Origin of the sequence: Kitasatospora sp. NPDC056800, assembly GCF_042789775.1 — a bacterium.
Classification (GTDB): domain Bacteria; phylum Actinomycetota; class Actinomycetes; order Streptomycetales; family Streptomycetaceae; genus Kitasatospora.
In genome coordinates this window covers 1-14,978 of the sequence record NZ_JBHUAL010000235.1, presented here as the reverse complement: position 1 = coordinate 14,978, position 14,978 = coordinate 1, and the positions used below count along the sequence as shown (strand labels likewise).

The window sequence follows — 14,978 nt, the reverse complement described above, 5'->3', positions numbered from 1 at the left end:
TTGTGGGCCCCGCCGCTTTATATTTGGTGTTTTGGGTTGTGTTGGCAAACCCCCGGGCGGGGGGGGGGCCGGGGCCCAACCCGCCGGGGGCCTCCCCGGCGCCGGAACCGCGCCCGCGGCCCCCTCCCGACCACCCCACGAAGCAAGAACAAGGGACTGAAGCACCATGACTGACGCACTGAAGCGCCTCAGCGACGAAGGCGTTGCGATCTGGCTGGACGACCTCAGCCGCAAGCGGCTGAACTCCGGCAACCTGGCCGAACTGGTGCAGAACAAGCACGTGGTGGGCGTGACCACCAACCCGACCATCTTCCAGAAGGCCATCGCCGGCTCCGGCGACGACTCCTACGACGGCCAGCTGCGCGACCTCGCCGTCCGCAAGGTCACCACCGACGAGGCGATCCGCATGATCACCACCTCGGACGTGCGCGACGCGGCCGACGTGCTGCGCCCGGTCTACGACGCCTCCAACGGCCGCGACGGCCGGGTCTCCATCGAGGTCGACCCGCGCCTGGCGCACGAGACCGCCACCACCGTGGCCGAGGCCAAGCAGCTGTGGTGGCTGGTCGACCGCCCGAACGTCTTCATCAAGATCCCCGCCACCAAGGCCGGCCTGCCCGCGATCGCCGAGGTCATCGGCAAGGGCATCAGCGTCAACGTCACGCTGATCTTCTCGCTGGAGCGCTACAAGGCCGTCATCGACGCCTACCTGACCGGCCTGGAGACCGCCAAGGCCAAGGGCCTGGACCTCTCCCAGATCGAGTCGGTCGCCTCCTTCTTCGTCTCCCGCGTGGACACCGAGATCGACAAGCGCCTGGACAAGATCGGCGGCGAGGCGAAGGACCTGCGCTCCAAGGCCGCGCTGGCCAACGCCCGCCTCGCCTACCAGGCGTACGAGGAGGTCTTCGGCAGCGTCGACGGCAAGACCGCCGGCAGCGCCCGCTGGTCCGCCCTGGAGGCCGCCGGCGCCAAGCCGCAGCGCCCGCTGTGGGCCTCCACCGGCGTCAAGGACCCGGCCCTGCCGGACACCCTGTACGTCACCGAGCTGGTGGCCCCCGGCACCGTCAACACGATGCCCGAGGCCACCCTGGAGGCCACCGGCGACCACGGCGTGGTCACCGGCAACACGATCGTCCCCAACTACGCCGACGCCAAGGCCGTGCTGGACGCGATCGCCGCCGCCGGCGTGGACTACGACGACGTCGTCCAGCTCCTGGAGGACGAGGGCGTCGAGAAGTTCGAGCAGTCCTGGAACGAGCTGCTCGACACCGTCACCGCCTCGCTCGCCTCCTTCGCCGACGAGAAGTGACCCCTGCTCACAGCCAGCGCACGAAAGCGGAGCCCATCAAGTGAGCACTGATTTCCCCGAGTTGACTCCGGAATCGGACGCGGACGACCTCCCGCCCGCCCCCGTCAACCCGCTTCGTGACCCCTCCGACCGACGGCTCCCGCGCATCGCGGGGCCGTCCGGTCTGGTCATCTTCGGGGTCACCGGCGACCTGTCCCGCAAGAAGCTGATGCCGGCCATCTACGACCTGGCCAACCGCGGTCTGCTTCCGCCGGGCTTCTCCCTCGTCGGCTTCGCCCGCCGCGAGTGGGACGACGAGGACTTCGCCAAGGAGGTCCACGACGCCGTCCGGGACCACGCCCGCACCCCGTTCCGGGAGGAGGTCTGGCAGCAGCTCGCCAAGGGCATGCGGTTCGTCCACGGAACCTTCGACGACGACGAGGCCTTCGACAAGCTGCGCGAGACCATCGAGGAGCTGGACAAGGCCCAGGGCACCGGCGGCAACTTCGCCTTCTACCTGTCCGTCCCGCCGAAGTTCTTCCCCACCGTCGTCCAGCAGCTCAAGAAGCACGGCCTGGCCGACCCGCCGCAGGGCTCCTGGCGCCGCGCGGTCATCGAGAAGCCCTTCGGCCACGACCTGGAGAGCGCTCAGGAGCTCAACAAGGTCGTCCACGAGGTCTTCCCCCGGGACGAGGTCTTCCGGATCGACCACTACCTGGGCAAGGAGACGGTCCAGAACATCCTGGCGCTGCGCTTCGCCAACCAGATGTTCGAGCCGATCTGGAACCGGTCGTACGTCGACCACGTGCAGATCACCATGGCCGAGGACATCGGCATCGGCGGCCGGGCCGGCTACTACGACGGCATCGGCTCCGCCCGTGACGTGATCCAGAACCACCTGCTCCAGCTGATGGCGCTCACCGCCATCGAGGAGCCCGCCTCCTTCCACCCGAAGGCGCTGGTGGCCGAGAAGCTCAAGGTGCTCAGCGCCGTCAAGCTCCCGGCCGACCTCGGCCGGCACACCGTGCGCGGCCAGTACGCGGCCGGCTGGCAGGGCGGCGAGGAGGTCGTCGGCTACCTGGACGAGGACGGCATCGACCCCGACTCCAAGACCGACACCTACGCGGCCATCAAGCTGGAGATCAACAACCGCCGCTGGGCGGGCGTCCCGTTCTACCTGCGCACCGGCAAGCGCCTGGGCCGCCGGGTCACGGAGATCGCGGTCGTCTTCCAGCGCGCCCCGTACCTGCCCTTCGACTCCTACGCGACCGAGGAGCTGGGGCAGAACGCCCTGGTCATCCGGGTCCAGCCGGACGAGGGCGTGACGGTGCGGTTCGGCTCCAAGGTGCCGGGCACCTCCTTCGAGGTGCGGGACGTCACGATGGACTTCGCCTACGGCGAGTCCTTCACCGAGTCCAGCCCGGAGGCGTACGAGCGGCTCATCCTCGACGTGCTGCTCGGCGACGCCAACCTGTTCCCGCGCCACCAGGAGGTCGAGCTCTCCTGGCAGATCCTCGACCCGATCGAGAAGTACTGGGACACCCACGGCAAGCCCGCCCAGTACGCGGCGGGGACCTGGGGTCCCGTCGAGGCGGACGAGATGCTCGCACGAGACGGCAGGAGCTGGCGCCGGCCATGAAGATCGACCTCACCAACACAACGTCCAGCAAGATCAACGCCGCGCTGATGGAGGCGCGCCGGGCCCGCGGCTCGGGCGCCGCCGGCATGGTGCTCACCCTGGTGATCGTGACCGACGAGGGCAGCGCCTACGACGCCCTCAAGGCCGCCAACGACGCCTCCCGCGAGCACCCGATGCGCACCCTCGCGGTGATCAAGCGCGCCGGGCGCTCGCCCCGGGCCCGCGCCGAGACCCGGCTGGACGCCGAGATCCTGGTCGGCTCGGACGCCGGCTCCGGCGAGACGGTCGTCCTGCGGATGCACGGCGAACTCGCCGCGCACGCCCAGTCGGTGGTCCTGCCGCTGCTGCTGCCGGACGCCCCGACCGTCGTCTGGTGGCCGGACAACGCTCCGCACCACCCGGCGCAGGACCCGCTGGGCTCGATCGCCCAGCGCCGGATCACCGACGCCGTCACCGCCGAGTCCCCGGTCGGCCAGCTCGCCCAGCGCGCGCAGAGCTACACCCCGGGCGACACCGACCTGGCCTGGACCCGGGTCACCGGCTGGCGCTCGATGCTGGCCGCCGCGCTGGACCAGCGGCCGTCCACGATCGTCTCCGCGGTGGTCGAGGGCGAGTCCTACAACCCCAGCGTCGAGCTGCTCGGCCTCTGGCTGACCAACCGGCTCCAGGTGCCCGTCGAGCGGGTCGTCACCAACGGCCCCGGCATCACCGCGGTGCACCTGCGCACCAAGGACGGGGACATCACCCTGGACCGCCCGGACGGCCTGCTGGGCACGCTCTCCATGCCCGGCTCGCCGGACCGCCAGGTGGCGCTCAAGCGGCGCGAGACCTCGGAGCTGATCGCCGAGGAGCTGCGCCGCCTGGACCCGGACGACATCTACGCGACGGCCGTGCGCACGCCCGTCGACCGGCTGCACGAGCCGTCCAACGCCGAGACCGCGGCGGCCGAGCAGGTCGCCCGCGAGGTCGCGGAGGAGGCCGTCGAGGAGGCCGCCGAGGCGGCCGTGGAGCAGGCCGTGGCCAACCCCGAGCGGGTGACCGCCGGGGCGGCGGAGAAGAAGCCCGCCCGCAAGGCCGCCGGCAAGCGCACCGGCAAGGACGGCGCATGACCAACGCGACCCCGCAGCTGGTCGTCCACCGGGACAAGGAGCTGATGGCCCAGGCGGCCGCGGCCCGGCTGATCACCCGGATCGTGGACGCCCAGGCCGCCCGCGGCAGCGCCTCGGTGGTGCTCACCGGCGGGCGCAACGGCAACGCCCTGCTGGCCGCGATCGCCGCCTCCCCGGCGCGCGACGCGGTCGACTGGGGCCGGCTGGACCTCTGGTGGGGCGACGAGCGCTTCCTGCCCGCCGCCGACCCGGAGCGCAACGCCGTCCAGGCCCGCGCCGAGCTGCTGGACGCCGTCCCGCTCGACCCGGCGCGGGTGCACGAGATGCCCGCCTCGGACGGGGTGGACGGCTCGGACGTGGAGGCCGCCGCCGCCCGCTACGCCGAGGAGCTGGCGAAGGCGGCCGGGCCGGGCGACCGGCTCGGCGTCCCGGCCTTCGACGTGCTGCTGCTCGGCGTCGGCCCGGACACCCACGTCGCCTCGCTCTTCCCCGAGCACCCGGGCGTCCGGGAGACCGAGCTGACCGTGGTCGGCGTGCGCGGGGCCCCCAAGCCCCCGCCGACCCGGGTCTCGCTCACCCTCCCGGCGATCCGCACCGCCCGCGAGGTCTGGCTGCTGGCCGCCGGCGAGGACAAGGCGGGCGCGGTCGCGCTGGCCCTGTCCGGCCCCGGCGAGCTCCAGGCGCCCGCCTCCGGCGCGTACGGCCGCAGCCGCACCCTGTGGCTGCTGGACCGCGCCGCCGCGGAGCGGATCCCGCCGCAGCTCTACCCGCCGGCCTCGGCCTGACCGGATCCGGCAACGCCGAAGGGCGCCACCGTCACCGACGGGGGCGCCCTTCGCGCTGTTCTGTCCGGACCGCTGCGTTCCGCTCCGGCGCTCCGCTCAGATCTCGCCGCGGAGCTTCGCCAGCGCCTCGGCCAGGATCGCCTCGCCGTCGGCGTCGGTGCGCCGCTCGCGGACGTAGGCGAGGTGGGTCTTGTACGGCTCGTTGCGCGAGGGCGCCGGCGGGTTGTGCTGGTCCTGGCCGGCCGGGAAGCCGCAGCGCGGGCAGTCCCAGGTGTCCGGGATCGCCGCTTCGGCCGCGAAGCTGGGACGGGTCTCGTGCTTGTTCGCGCACCAGAAGGAGATCCGGTTGCGCGGGGCGGACTCGCCGCGCTCCGCCTCGCCCATCGGGCCGGCCCCGACCCTGCTGCCACGGATGGCATTGCCACTTGCCACGGTCTGACTCCCTGCGTACTGGTGCGCCGACCCGCCGCGGTGCGCGTCGGTGGCGAAAGTCGTCCTAGTGTAAGCAGGAGTTAAGCCTCCGCCACCACCGCCTCCGCACCCGACCGTCCCAGGATAGGCGCTCGGGCGACGGGGCGTCAGGGTTACGTCAGACCGAGGACTTCATCAGCAGGCCGAGGACGATGATGGAGGCGAACCAGCCCAGGCCGACCACGATGGTGATGCGGTCCAGGTTGCGCTCGGCCACCGCCGAACCGCCGCCGGTGGACATCGAGCCACCGCCGAACATGTCGGACAGGCCGCCGCCCTTCCCCTTGTGCAGCAGCACCAGAAGGATCATCAGCAGACTGAAGATGATCAGGGCAATCGAGAACCCGAGAACCACGACGGGACCAACTCTCTCGTATCTTCGGCGAAGGGGCCGGGCCGCGTACGGCGGTCCGGCCCCAAAGCCTACGTTGCTGCGGCGGCGTTAGCCTACTGCCTGCTCACGGTAGCGCACGATCTTGACGAACTCGTCGGCGTCCAGCGAGGCACCGCCGACCAGGCCGCCGTCGATGTCGGGCTTGGCCATCAGGCCGGCCGCGCTCGACGACTTCACCGAACCGCCGTACAGCACCCGGACCTTGCCGGCCAGCTCGGCGTCGTACAGCTCGGCGATCCGCCCGCGGATGGCGGCGCAGACCTCCTGCGCGTCCTCCGGGGTGGCCACCTCGCCGGTGCCGATCGCCCAGACCGGCTCGTAGGCGACCACGATCGACTCGGCCTGGTGGGCCGGGACGTCGGCCAGGCCGCCGTCCAGCTGGGCCAGGGTGTACTCGACGTGGGTGCCCGCCTTGCGGATCTCCAGCGGCTCGCCGACACACAGGATCGGGGTGACCCCGGCGCGGTAGGCGGCCTTCACCTTGGCGTTGACGATCTCCTCGTTCTCGCCGTGGTACTGGCGGCGCTCGGAGTGGCCGATCACCGCGTAGGTGCACTGGAGCTTGGCCAGCATCGGGCCGGAGACCTCGCCGGTGTAGGCCCCGCCGTCGTGCTGCGAGATGTCCTGCGAGCCGTACTTGATCTTCAGCTTGTCGCCGAAGACCAGGGTCTGCACCGAGCGCAGGTCGGTGAACGGCACCAGGACGGCGACCTCGACGGCCGCGTAGTCCTTGTCGGCCAGCGCGAAGGCCAGCTTCTGGGTGTGCTGGATGGCCTCAAGGTGGTTGAGGTTCATCTTCCAGTTGCCCGCCATCAGCGGGAGACGGTCGGTCATGTGCTGTCAGTCCTCCAGAGCGGCGAGACCGGGGAGGGTCTTGCCCTCCAGGTACTCGAGGCTGGCGCCGCCGCCGGTCGAAATGTGCCCGAACTTCGTCTCGTCGAAGCCCAGGATGCGGACGGCCGCGGCGGAGTCGCCGCCACCGACCACGGTGAACGCGTCGCTGTCGAGCAGGGCCTGCGCGACGGCCTTGGTGCCGTTCGCGTAGTCCGGGTGCTCGAAGACGCCCATCGGGCCGTTCCAGAACACGGTGCCCGCGTCGGCCAGCTTGGCCGCGTACAGCTCGCGGGTCCCGGGGCCGATGTCCAGGCCCTCCTGGTCGGCCGGGATGGCGTCCGCGGCGACGGTCGAGGGGTTCGCCGGGGCCTTGGTCTTGAGGTCCGGGAACTCGGCGGAGACCAGGACGTCGACCGGCAGCACGAACTCGACGCCGCGCGCCTCGGCCCGGGCCAGGTACTCCAGGACGGTCGGGATCTGGTCGGCCTGGAGCAGCGAGATGCCGACCTCGTGGCCCTTGGCCTTGAGGAAGGTGTACGCCATGCCGCCGCCGATCAGGATCCGGTCGGCCTTCTCCAGCAGGTTGTCGATCACGCCGAGCTTGTCGGAGACCTTGGCGCCGCCGAGCACCACCACGTACGGGCGGGCCACGTCCTCGGTGAGCTTCTTCAGCACGCCGACCTCGGTGGCGATCAGGTCGCCCGCGGCGTGCGGCAGCAGGGCCGGCAGGTCGAAGACCGAGGCGTGCTTGCGGTGCACGGCGCCGAAGCCGTCGCCCACGTACAGGTCGGCCAGCGCGGCCAGCTGCTCGGCGAAGGCCTTGCGCTCGGCGTCGTCCTTGCTGGTCTCGCCCGCGTTGAAGCGCAGGTTCTCCAGCAGCGCGACCTCGCCGTCCGCCAGCGCGGCGACGGTGGCCGCGGCGCTGTCACCGACGGTGTCGGTGGCGAAGGCGACGCCCTTGCCGAGGATCTCGCCGAGGCGCTCGGCCGCCGGGGCGAGCGAGAACTGCGGGTCCGGCGCGCCCTTGGGACGGCCGAGGTGCGAGGCGACGACCACCTTCGCGCCGGCCGCGGCCAGCTTGGCGATGGTCGGCGCGACGGCGCGGATGCGGCCGTCGTCGGTGATCGTGCGGCCGTCCAGCGGCACGTTCAGGTCGGCGCGCACGAAGACGCGCTTGCCTTCGACACCGGCTTCGATGAGCTCTTCGATGGTCTTCACGGGGATTCGGATTCTCCTGGGGAGATGGTTGATGCGCAGTGAGGCGGCACGGCGCAGGGGCCGCCTGAGAAGTCCTTGAGCGCGGAACGAGGGCCCGGTCGGCACCGTACGCCGACCAGGCCCTCGCCCCTACATCACGTCAGCTCCCGCGAGGTCAGAGCTGCCCGCCGACGAGGCCGACCAGGTCGACCACGCGGTTCGAGTAGCCCCACTCGTTGTCGTACCAGCCGAGCACCTTGACCTGGTTGCCCTGGACCATGGTCAGCTGCGAGTCGAAGATGCAGGAGTGCGGGTCGTTCACGATGTCCGAGGAGACGATCGGGTCCTCGGTGTAGGCCAGGATGCCCTTGAGCGGGCCCTCCTGGGCGGCCTTCTGGAAGGCCGCGTTGACCTCGTCCTTGGTGACCTCGCGCTCGAGGGTCACGACCAGGTCGGTGATGGAGCCGGTCGGGACCGGGACGCGCAGCGAGGTGCCGTCCAGCTTGCCCTTCAGCTCCGGCAGGACCAGGGCGGTCGCCTTGGCGGCACCGGTCGAGGTCGGGATGATGTTCTGCGAGGCCGCACGAGCACGGCGCAGGTCCTTGTGCGGGAAGTCCAGGGTCACCTGGTCGTTGGTGAACGCGTGGACGGTGGTCATCAGACCCTTGACGATGCCGAAGCTCTCGTTCAGGACCTTCGCCATCGGCGCCACGCAGTTGGTGGTGCACGAGGCGTTGGAGATGACGTGGTGGTTGGCGGCGTCGTACTTCTCGTCGTTGACACCCAGGACGATGGTGACGTCCTCGTCGGTGGCGGGCGCCGAGATGATGACCTTCTTCGCGCCGGCGGCGAGGTGCTTCTTCGCGGCCTCGGCCTTGGTGAAGATGCCGGTGGACTCGACGACGATGTCGGCGCCCAGGGCGGCCCACGGGAGGTTCGCGGGGTCACGCTCGGCGGTCACCTTGAAGGTGTGGCCGTCGACGGTGATGCTGTCCTCGGTGTGCGAGACCTCGGCCTGGAGGGTGCCCAGGGTGGTGTCGTACTTGAGCAGGTGAGCCAGGGTCTTCGTGTCGGTGAGGTCGTTGACACCGACGATCTCGATGTCCGCGCCCTGAGCCTTGACCGCGCGGAAGAAGTTGCGGCCGATGCGGCCGAAGCCGTTGATGCCTACCCGGATCGTCACGAACCGATCTCCTCGTTAGGTACGCCGGGCGCGAGGCCCGGCGGGGGTGAGATTTGGGAAGTCCCCGACCGCCTACGACCCTACCCCTCCGGGGCCTGGGACGGCACATCGCGCCGCCTGGTGAGACCGGGCGTGGCGTGCCCCAAACCCCATTTCAGGCCGTCCGGCCCTGGCCCGCCGGGCAGTTGGTCCCAGCTCAGTGGTCTCTACCAATTCGGGAGTGTCGCGGCTGTCCGGAAACGACCGCGGCCGGCGCCCGGGGGTCCGGGCACCGGCCTTCGTGATCACGGGGCGTGACCGTGGGCGTCAGTTCATCGCCATCTCGTCGGTGAGGCTCGCCTCGGTGCTGGGCAGGCCCAGCTCGGAGGCCCGCTTGTCGGCCATCGCCAGCAGGCGGCGGATCCGGCCGGCCACCGCGTCCTTGGTCAGCGGCGGGTCGGCGAGCGCGCCCAGCTCCTCCAGCGAGGCCTGCTTGTGCTGCATCCGCAGCTGGCCGGCCGCGGCCAGGTGCTCGGGCACCTCGTCGCCGAGGATCTCCAGCGCGCGGGCCACCCGGGCGCCGGCCGCCACCGCGGCGCGGGCCGAGCGGCGCAGGTTGGCGTCGTCGAAGTTGGCCAGCCGGTTGGCGGTGGCGCGCACCTCGCGCCGCATCCGGCGCTCCTCCCAGGCGAGCACCGACTCGTGCGCGCCGAGCCGGGTCAGCAGGGCGCCGATCGCGTCGCCGTCGCGGATCACCACCCGGTCCACGCCGCGCACCTCGCGGGCCTTGGCCGGGATGCCGAGCCGACGGGCGGCGCCGACCAGGGCGAGGGCGGCCTCGGAGCCGGGGCAGGTGATCTCCAGCGAGGAGGAGCGGCCCGGCTCGGTGAGCGAGCCGTGCGCCAGGAAGGCCCCGCGCCAGGCCGCCTCGGCGTCGCAGGTGGCCCCGGAGACGACTGCCGGGGGCAGGCCCCGGATCGGGCGTCCGCGGCCGTCCACGAGCCCGGTCTGGCGCGCGAGCAGCTCGCCGTCCTTGACGACCCGGACCACGAAGCGGCTGCCTCGGCGCAGCCCGCCGGGGGCCATCACCACCAGGTCGGAGGAGTGCCCGAAGATCTCCAGCAGGTCCTTGCGCAGCCGCCGTGCCGCCGCTCCGGTGTCGAGCTCCGCCTCGATCACGATGCGGCCGCTCACGATGTGCAGCCCGCCCGCGAACCGCAGGATCGCCGACACCTCCGCCTTGCGACAGCAGGCCCGGGTGACCGGGAGCCGGCTGATCTCGTCCTTCACCGCTGGAGTCATCGCCATGGCCCGATCCTTCCATGTGTCCGGAAAATCCGGTCGTACGCTGCCGCCAACAGCTCGGGGTCGTGTCGCGGCGTCCCGTCGGTGCGGGCCACCGAGCCGAGCACCAGAGCCGCGCCCATCCGTTCGGCGGCCTTCGCCAGGCCGTCCAGGTCGGCCTGGCCGAAGGCCCCGCCGGTGACGGCGCGCTCGTCCACCAGGATCGCATCCACCGCGAGGTTCGGAGCGTGGTCGGCGATGACCTCCAGGTGGCGCTGCGGGGTGAAGCCCTCGGTCTCCCCGGGCTGGGGGGCCAGGTTCAGGGTGAGCAGGCGGCGGGCGCGGGTCTCGGTGAGCGCCGCGGCCAGCTCGGGCACCAGCAGGTGCGGCAGCACGCTGGTGAACCAGGAGCCGGGGCCGAGCACCACCCAGTCCGCCTCCCGGACGGCGGTGACCGCCTCCGGGACGGCGGGCGGCTCGTCCGGCAGCAGCCGGATCGACTGCACGGTGCCCGGCGTGACCGCGACGTCGGCCTGGCCGCGAACGGCCGTGACCTCGCCGGGGCGCGCCGGGTCGTGGCCGCGGACGGTCGCCTCGATGTCCAGCGGCACCGCCGACATCGGCAGCACCCGGCCCTGCACGTTGAGCAGCCGGCCGACCCAGTCCAGCGCCGCGACCGGGTCGCCCAGCTTCTCCCAGAGCGCGACGATCAGCAGGTTGCCGACGGCGTGGCCGCCGAGCTCGCCGTTGCCGGTGAAGCGCTGCTGGATCACCTCGGACCAGGTGCGGCCCCAGTCGTCGTCCCCGCACAGCGCGGCCAGCGCCTTGCGCAGGTCGCCCGGGGGCAGCACGCCCAGCTCCTCGCGCAGCCGGCCGCTGGAGCCGCCGTCGTCGGCGACGGTGACCACGGCGGTGAGGTCGCTGGTGAGCCGGCGCAGCGCGGACAGCGAGGCCGACAGGCCCTGCCCGCCGCCGAGCGCGGTGATCCTCGGGGCCGGGTTGGCGCGGGCGGGACTGCTGCGCGGACGGCCCGGCGCCGTGGGCCGGGCCGGGCTGCCCGCCCGGTCACCGGTCCTGCTCTGCGGCTGCCGCCCGGGCACGTATCCCGCCACACTCACCTCGCGTTCCTCGGCCCGCCGACCACTCCGCCGGCGGGCCCGGCAGGGCGGCGGCGGTTACTCCCGTCCCATGTCACGGTGGACGAGCACCGTCTCGACTCCGTCGGCGATGAGACGCTTGGTCAGACGCTCGGACATGGCGACGCTTCGGTGCTTGCCACCGGTGCAGCCTACGGCAAGCGTCATGTAGCGCTTCCCCTCGCGGCGGTATCCCTCGGTGATGATGCGCAGCAGCTGGGCGTAGCCGTCCAGGAACTCGTTGGCTCCGGGCTGCTGGAAGACGTAGCCGGCGACGTCCGCGTCGGTGCCGGTACGAGCCCGCAGTTCGGGCACCCAGTGCGGGTTGGGCAGGAAGCGGCAGTCCACCACGAGGTCGGCGTCGACCGGCAGGCCGTACTTGAAGCCGAAGGACATCACGGTGGCGCGCAGCTCGGGCTCGTCGTGGTCGGCGAACTGGGCGTCCAGCTTGGCGCGCAGCTGGTGCACGTTGAGGTTGGAGGTGTCGATCACCAGGTCGGCCTCGCCGCGCAGGTCGCGCAGCAGGTCGCGCTCCAGGGCGATGCCGTCCACGATCCGGCCGTCGGCCTGCAGCGGGTGCGGGCGGCGGACGCTCTCGAAGCGGCGCACCAGCGCCTCGTCGGAGGAGTCCAGGAAGACGACCCGCAGCCGGACGCCGCGCTTCTCCAGCTCGTCCAGCGAGGTGAGCAGGTCGTCGAAGAACTGCCGGCCGCGGACGTCCACGACCACGCCGATCCGGGCGACGTTGCCCTGGGAACGGGCGCCCAGGTCGACCATGGTCGGGATCAGGGCCGGCGGCAGGTTGTCCACCACGAACCAGCCGAGGTCCTCCAGGCACTTGGCGGCGGTGGAGCGGCCGGCTCCGGACATACCGGAGATGATCACCAGCTCCGGCGCGTTCTCGGCCACGTCTGACACGGTCACTTCGGTTCCCCGCTCTCGGTCTTTCTGCTGGGGAGTACGCGTACGGCTCGGCCGCCCTTCCCCGGCCCGGGCAGGCGGGCGGGGCCGGGGCACACCGGCTGACGGGCGGCGTCGGCCGTCATGGCGTCTCCTGGGATGGTGCGGTCTGGGGTGCTGCGGCCACCGGCCCGGCGGCCTGCTCGGCCCCGTCCTCGATGATCTCGCCGGTCGCGGTGTTGACCGCGGGTGCGGCGGGTGTACGGGACGACAACGCCTCCGCAACAGTCTGCGCGGTGCGGCGTCCGATGCCGGGTACCTCGCAGAGCTCGTCCACGGTGGCGGCCCGGAGCTTCTTCAGCGAACCGAAGTGCTTGAGCAGCGCCCGGCGGCGAGTCTCGCCGAGGCCCGGGACGGAGTCCAGTTCCCCGGCGGTGAGTCGCTTGGAACGCTTGTTGCGCTGATAGCTGATCGCGAAGCGGTGCGCCTCGTCGCGGACCCGCTGGAGCAGGTAGAGGCCCTCGCTGGAGCGGGGCAGCACCACCGGGTCGTCCTCGCCGGGCAGCCAGACCTCCTCCAGGCGCTTGGCCAGGCCGCACAGCGCGACGTCGTCGATGCCGAGTTCGTCCAGGGCGCGCCTGGCGGCGGCGACCTGCGGCTGGCCGCCGTCGACGACCAGCAGCTGGGGCGGGTAGGCGAAGCGCTTGGGGCGGCCCTCCTCGTCCCGGGTGCCGCCGGCGCCGGTGTCGGGGTCGTCCTCCTCGGGGACGGCCCACTCGCCGGTCTGCTCGCGCTCCTGGAGGTAGCGGCGGAAGCGGCGGCTGATCACCTCGTGCATCGAGCGGACGTCGTCCTGGCCCTCGAAGCCCCTGATCTGGAAGCGCCGGTACTCGCTCTTGCGGGCCAGGCCGTCCTCGAAGACGACCATGGAGGCGACCACGTCCTCGCCCTGGAGGTGGGAGATGTCGTAGCACTCGATGCGCAGCGGGACGGAGTCCAGCTCCAGCGCGTCGGCGATCTCCTGGAGGGCGCGGCTGCGGGTGGTGAGGTCGGAGGCGCGCTTGGTCTTGTGCAGCGCCAGCGCCTGCTGGGCGTTGCGCTGCACGGTGGCCATCAGGTCCTTCTTGTCCCCGCGCTGGGGCACGCGCAGGTCGACCTGGCTGCCGCGCAGGCCGCCGAGCCACTCGCGGACCGGCTCCGCCGGCTCCGGCAGGGCGGGGACGAGCACCTCGCGCGGGACGGACTCGCCGCCGCCGTAGAGCTGCTGGAGGGCGTGCTCGACCAGGCCCGCGGTGTCGACGTCCTCGACCTTGTCGGTGACCCAGCCGCGCTGGCCGCGCACCCGGCCGCCGCGGACGTGGAAGATCTGCACGGCGGCCTCGAGTTCGTCCTCGGCCAGGGCCAGCAGGTCGGCGTCGGTGGCGTCGGCGAGCACGATGGCGTTCTTCTCCATCGCGCGCTTGAGGGCGCCGATGTCGTCCCGCAGCCGGGCCGCCTTCTCGTACTCCAGCTCGGCGGCGGCCTCCTGCATCTCGTCTTCCAGCCGGCGCAGGTAGTTGCCGGTGCGCCCGGCCATGAAGTCGCAGAAGTCCTCGGCCAGCGCGCGGTGTTCGTCCGCCGAGACCTTGCCGACGCAGGGCGCGGCGCACTTGCCGATGTAGCCGAGCAGGCAGGGCCGGCCGACCTGGCGGGCGCGCTTGAAGACGCCGTTGGAGCAGGTGCGGACGGGGAAGACGCGCAGCAGCAGGTCGACCGTCTCGCGGATCGCCCAGGCGTGCCCGTACGGGCCGAAGTAGCGCACGCCCTTCTTGTGCGCCCCGCGCATCACCTGGACCCGCGGGTACTCCTCGTTCAGGGTGACGGCGAGCTCCGGATAGCTCTTGTCGTCGCGGTACTTGACGTTGAACCGCGGGTCGTACTCCTTGATCCAGGAGTACTCCAGCTGGAGCGCCTCGACCTCGGTGGCGACCACCGTCCACTCCACCGAGGCGGCGGTGGTGACCATGGTCGCGGTGCGCGGGTGCAGGCCGGCCAGGTCCTGGAAGTAGGACGACAGGCGCGGCCGCAGGCTCTTGGCCTTGCCGACGTAGATGACCCGGCCGTGGGCGTCGCGGAACTTGTAGACGCCGGGGGAGGTCGGGATCGCACCGGGCGCCGGGCGGTAGGTGCTCGGGTCAGCCATGGGTCCACCGTACCGAGTGGGGCCGGGGCCGCGGGGCGGAGATCGTCAGGGGGGACCGTGGCGGTCGGGAGGCGCTCAACTCGGTCAGCTCGGGGTCACCTTGAGGTTGCCGGCCTCGACCGTGACGGTGTAGGCGGGCAGCGGGGAGGAGGCCGGTCCGTCCTGCACCGCGCCGTCGGTGATGGCGAACCGGCTCCCGTGGCAGGGGCACTGGATCTGGTTGTTCTTGACCTGGTCCACGAGGCAGCCGGCGTGGGTGCACCGGGCGTTGAACGCCTTGTACTGGCCGGCGGTGGGCTGGGTCACCACGATCTTCTGCTCGCGGAAGACCTTGCCGCCGCCCTCCGGCACGGCCGAGGCCGGGCCGAGGTCGACCGGGCCCTTGGGGGCGCTGCCGCCGGAGGACGAGGAGCTGCACCCGGTGACCGCCACGGTGCCGCCGGCCGCCAGGACGGCCGCGGCCCCGCAGAGCACGGTGCGGCGGGAGGCGGTGGGGCTGGTCTCGGGGGCCTCGGACATCGGTGCGCTCCTACGGGTACGGCTGTTGCGGGGACCACGGAAGTCTATGTCGCGCCCACCCCGCCGCTCCCGGGAGTC

At 72.1% G+C, this 14,978-nt stretch carries 14 protein-coding genes; 4 read left to right on the top strand and 10 right to left on the bottom strand.

The window, feature by feature from the left end; all coding sequences use genetic code 11:
• Positions 1-166: 166 nt before the first annotated feature.
• From tal to pgl, 4 genes are all read left to right on the top strand, one after another.
• Positions 167-1,309, top strand: coding sequence for a transaldolase (gene tal, locus ACFRQN_RS35370; protein ID WP_380744584.1), 1,143 nt, complete (start codon positions 167-169; stop codon positions 1,307-1,309).
• Positions 1,310-1,370: 61 nt separating this feature from the next.
• Positions 1,371-2,927: a glucose-6-phosphate dehydrogenase gene (gene zwf / locus ACFRQN_RS35365; RefSeq protein ID WP_049649618.1), complete on the top strand. Its 1,557-nt coding sequence runs from the start codon at positions 1,371-1,373 to the stop codon at positions 2,925-2,927.
• Positions 2,924-4,036, top strand: coding sequence for a glucose-6-phosphate dehydrogenase assembly protein OpcA (gene opcA, locus ACFRQN_RS35360; RefSeq protein ID WP_380744582.1), 1,113 nt, complete (start codon positions 2,924-2,926; stop codon positions 4,034-4,036). Before zwf ends, opcA begins: the two co-directional genes overlap by 4 nt.
• A complete protein-coding gene (gene pgl, locus ACFRQN_RS35355; RefSeq protein WP_049649616.1) occupies positions 4,033-4,821 on the top strand; it encodes a 6-phosphogluconolactonase in 789 nt (262 codons plus the stop codon). Before opcA ends, pgl begins: the two co-directional genes overlap by 4 nt.
• 96 nt (positions 4,822-4,917) lie before the next feature.
• Here pgl and ACFRQN_RS35350 read toward each other — a convergent pair whose 3' ends face one another.
• The 10 genes from ACFRQN_RS35350 to ACFRQN_RS35305 form a co-directional block, all read right to left on the bottom strand.
• Complete coding sequence (locus ACFRQN_RS35350) at positions 4,918-5,205, bottom strand: RNA polymerase-binding protein RbpA (protein ID WP_030238413.1); 288 nt, start codon at positions 5,203-5,205, stop codon at positions 4,918-4,920.
• A gap of 205 nt (positions 5,206-5,410) precedes the next feature.
• The gene (gene secG, locus ACFRQN_RS35345; RefSeq protein WP_049649615.1) at positions 5,411-5,647 is read right to left on the bottom strand and encodes a preprotein translocase subunit SecG; all 237 of its coding nucleotides are present in this window, start codon (positions 5,645-5,647) and stop codon (positions 5,411-5,413) included.
• A gap of 87 nt (positions 5,648-5,734) precedes the next feature.
• Positions 5,735-6,520 (bottom strand): triose-phosphate isomerase, encoded by a 786-nt coding sequence (gene tpiA, locus ACFRQN_RS35340; RefSeq protein ID WP_049649614.1) that lies wholly within the window; start codon positions 6,518-6,520, stop codon positions 5,735-5,737.
• Positions 6,521-6,526: 6 nt separating this feature from the next.
• Entirely contained in the window at positions 6,527-7,738 is a 1,212-nt protein-coding gene (locus ACFRQN_RS35335; protein WP_049649613.1) for a phosphoglycerate kinase, read from the bottom strand.
• Positions 7,739-7,892: 154 nt separating this feature from the next.
• A complete protein-coding gene (gap, locus tag ACFRQN_RS35330) occupies positions 7,893-8,900 on the bottom strand; it encodes a type I glyceraldehyde-3-phosphate dehydrogenase (RefSeq protein ID WP_049649612.1) in 1,008 nt (335 codons plus the stop codon).
• Positions 8,901-9,206: 306 nt separating this feature from the next.
• Entirely contained in the window at positions 9,207-10,187 is a 981-nt protein-coding gene (gene whiA, locus ACFRQN_RS35325; protein WP_049649611.1) for a DNA-binding protein WhiA, read from the bottom strand.
• A complete protein-coding gene (gene yvcK / locus ACFRQN_RS35320) occupies positions 10,178-11,275 on the bottom strand; it encodes a uridine diphosphate-N-acetylglucosamine-binding protein YvcK (RefSeq protein ID WP_079271949.1) in 1,098 nt (365 codons plus the stop codon). Before yvcK ends, whiA begins: the two co-directional genes overlap by 10 nt.
• Before the next feature lie 63 nt (positions 11,276-11,338).
• Positions 11,339-12,223 carry an RNase adapter RapZ gene (rapZ, locus tag ACFRQN_RS35315; protein WP_234348205.1) on the bottom strand — a complete coding sequence of 295 codons (885 nt, stop codon included), beginning with the start codon at positions 12,221-12,223 and terminating at the stop codon, positions 11,339-11,341.
• 118 nt (positions 12,224-12,341) lie between these two features.
• A complete protein-coding gene (uvrC, locus tag ACFRQN_RS35310) occupies positions 12,342-14,381 on the bottom strand; it encodes an excinuclease ABC subunit UvrC (protein ID WP_049649609.1) in 2,040 nt (679 codons plus the stop codon).
• A gap of 84 nt (positions 14,382-14,465) precedes the next feature.
• Positions 14,466-14,900: a Rieske (2Fe-2S) protein gene (locus ACFRQN_RS35305; protein WP_380744579.1), complete on the bottom strand. Its 435-nt coding sequence runs from the start codon at positions 14,898-14,900 to the stop codon at positions 14,466-14,468.
• Between the last annotated feature and the right edge of the window lie 78 nt (positions 14,901-14,978).

What these genes read in the sequence shown, in the direction of transcription:
- uvrC (WP_049649609.1), bottom strand. Translation starts at nt 14,381, where the DNA reads ATGGCTGACCCGAGCACCTACCGCCCGGCGCCCGGTGCGATCCCGACC.
- whiA (WP_049649611.1), bottom strand. Translation starts at nt 10,187, where the DNA reads ATGGCGATGACTCCAGCGGTGAAGGACGAGATCAGCCGGCTCCCGGTC.
- ACFRQN_RS35350 (WP_030238413.1), bottom strand. Translation starts at nt 5,205, where the DNA reads ATGGGCGAGGCGGAGCGCGGCGAGTCCGCCCCGCGCAACCGGATCTCC.
- opcA (WP_380744582.1), top strand. Translation starts at nt 2,924, where the DNA reads ATGAAGATCGACCTCACCAACACAACGTCCAGCAAGATCAACGCCGCG.
- tpiA (WP_049649614.1), bottom strand. Translation starts at nt 6,520, where the DNA reads ATGACCGACCGTCTCCCGCTGATGGCGGGCAACTGGAAGATGAACCTC.
- ACFRQN_RS35305 (WP_380744579.1), bottom strand. Translation starts at nt 14,900, where the DNA reads ATGTCCGAGGCCCCCGAGACCAGCCCCACCGCCTCCCGCCGCACCGTG.
- tal (WP_380744584.1), top strand. Translation starts at nt 167, where the DNA reads ATGACTGACGCACTGAAGCGCCTCAGCGACGAAGGCGTTGCGATCTGG.
- pgl (WP_049649616.1), top strand. Translation starts at nt 4,033, where the DNA reads ATGACCAACGCGACCCCGCAGCTGGTCGTCCACCGGGACAAGGAGCTG.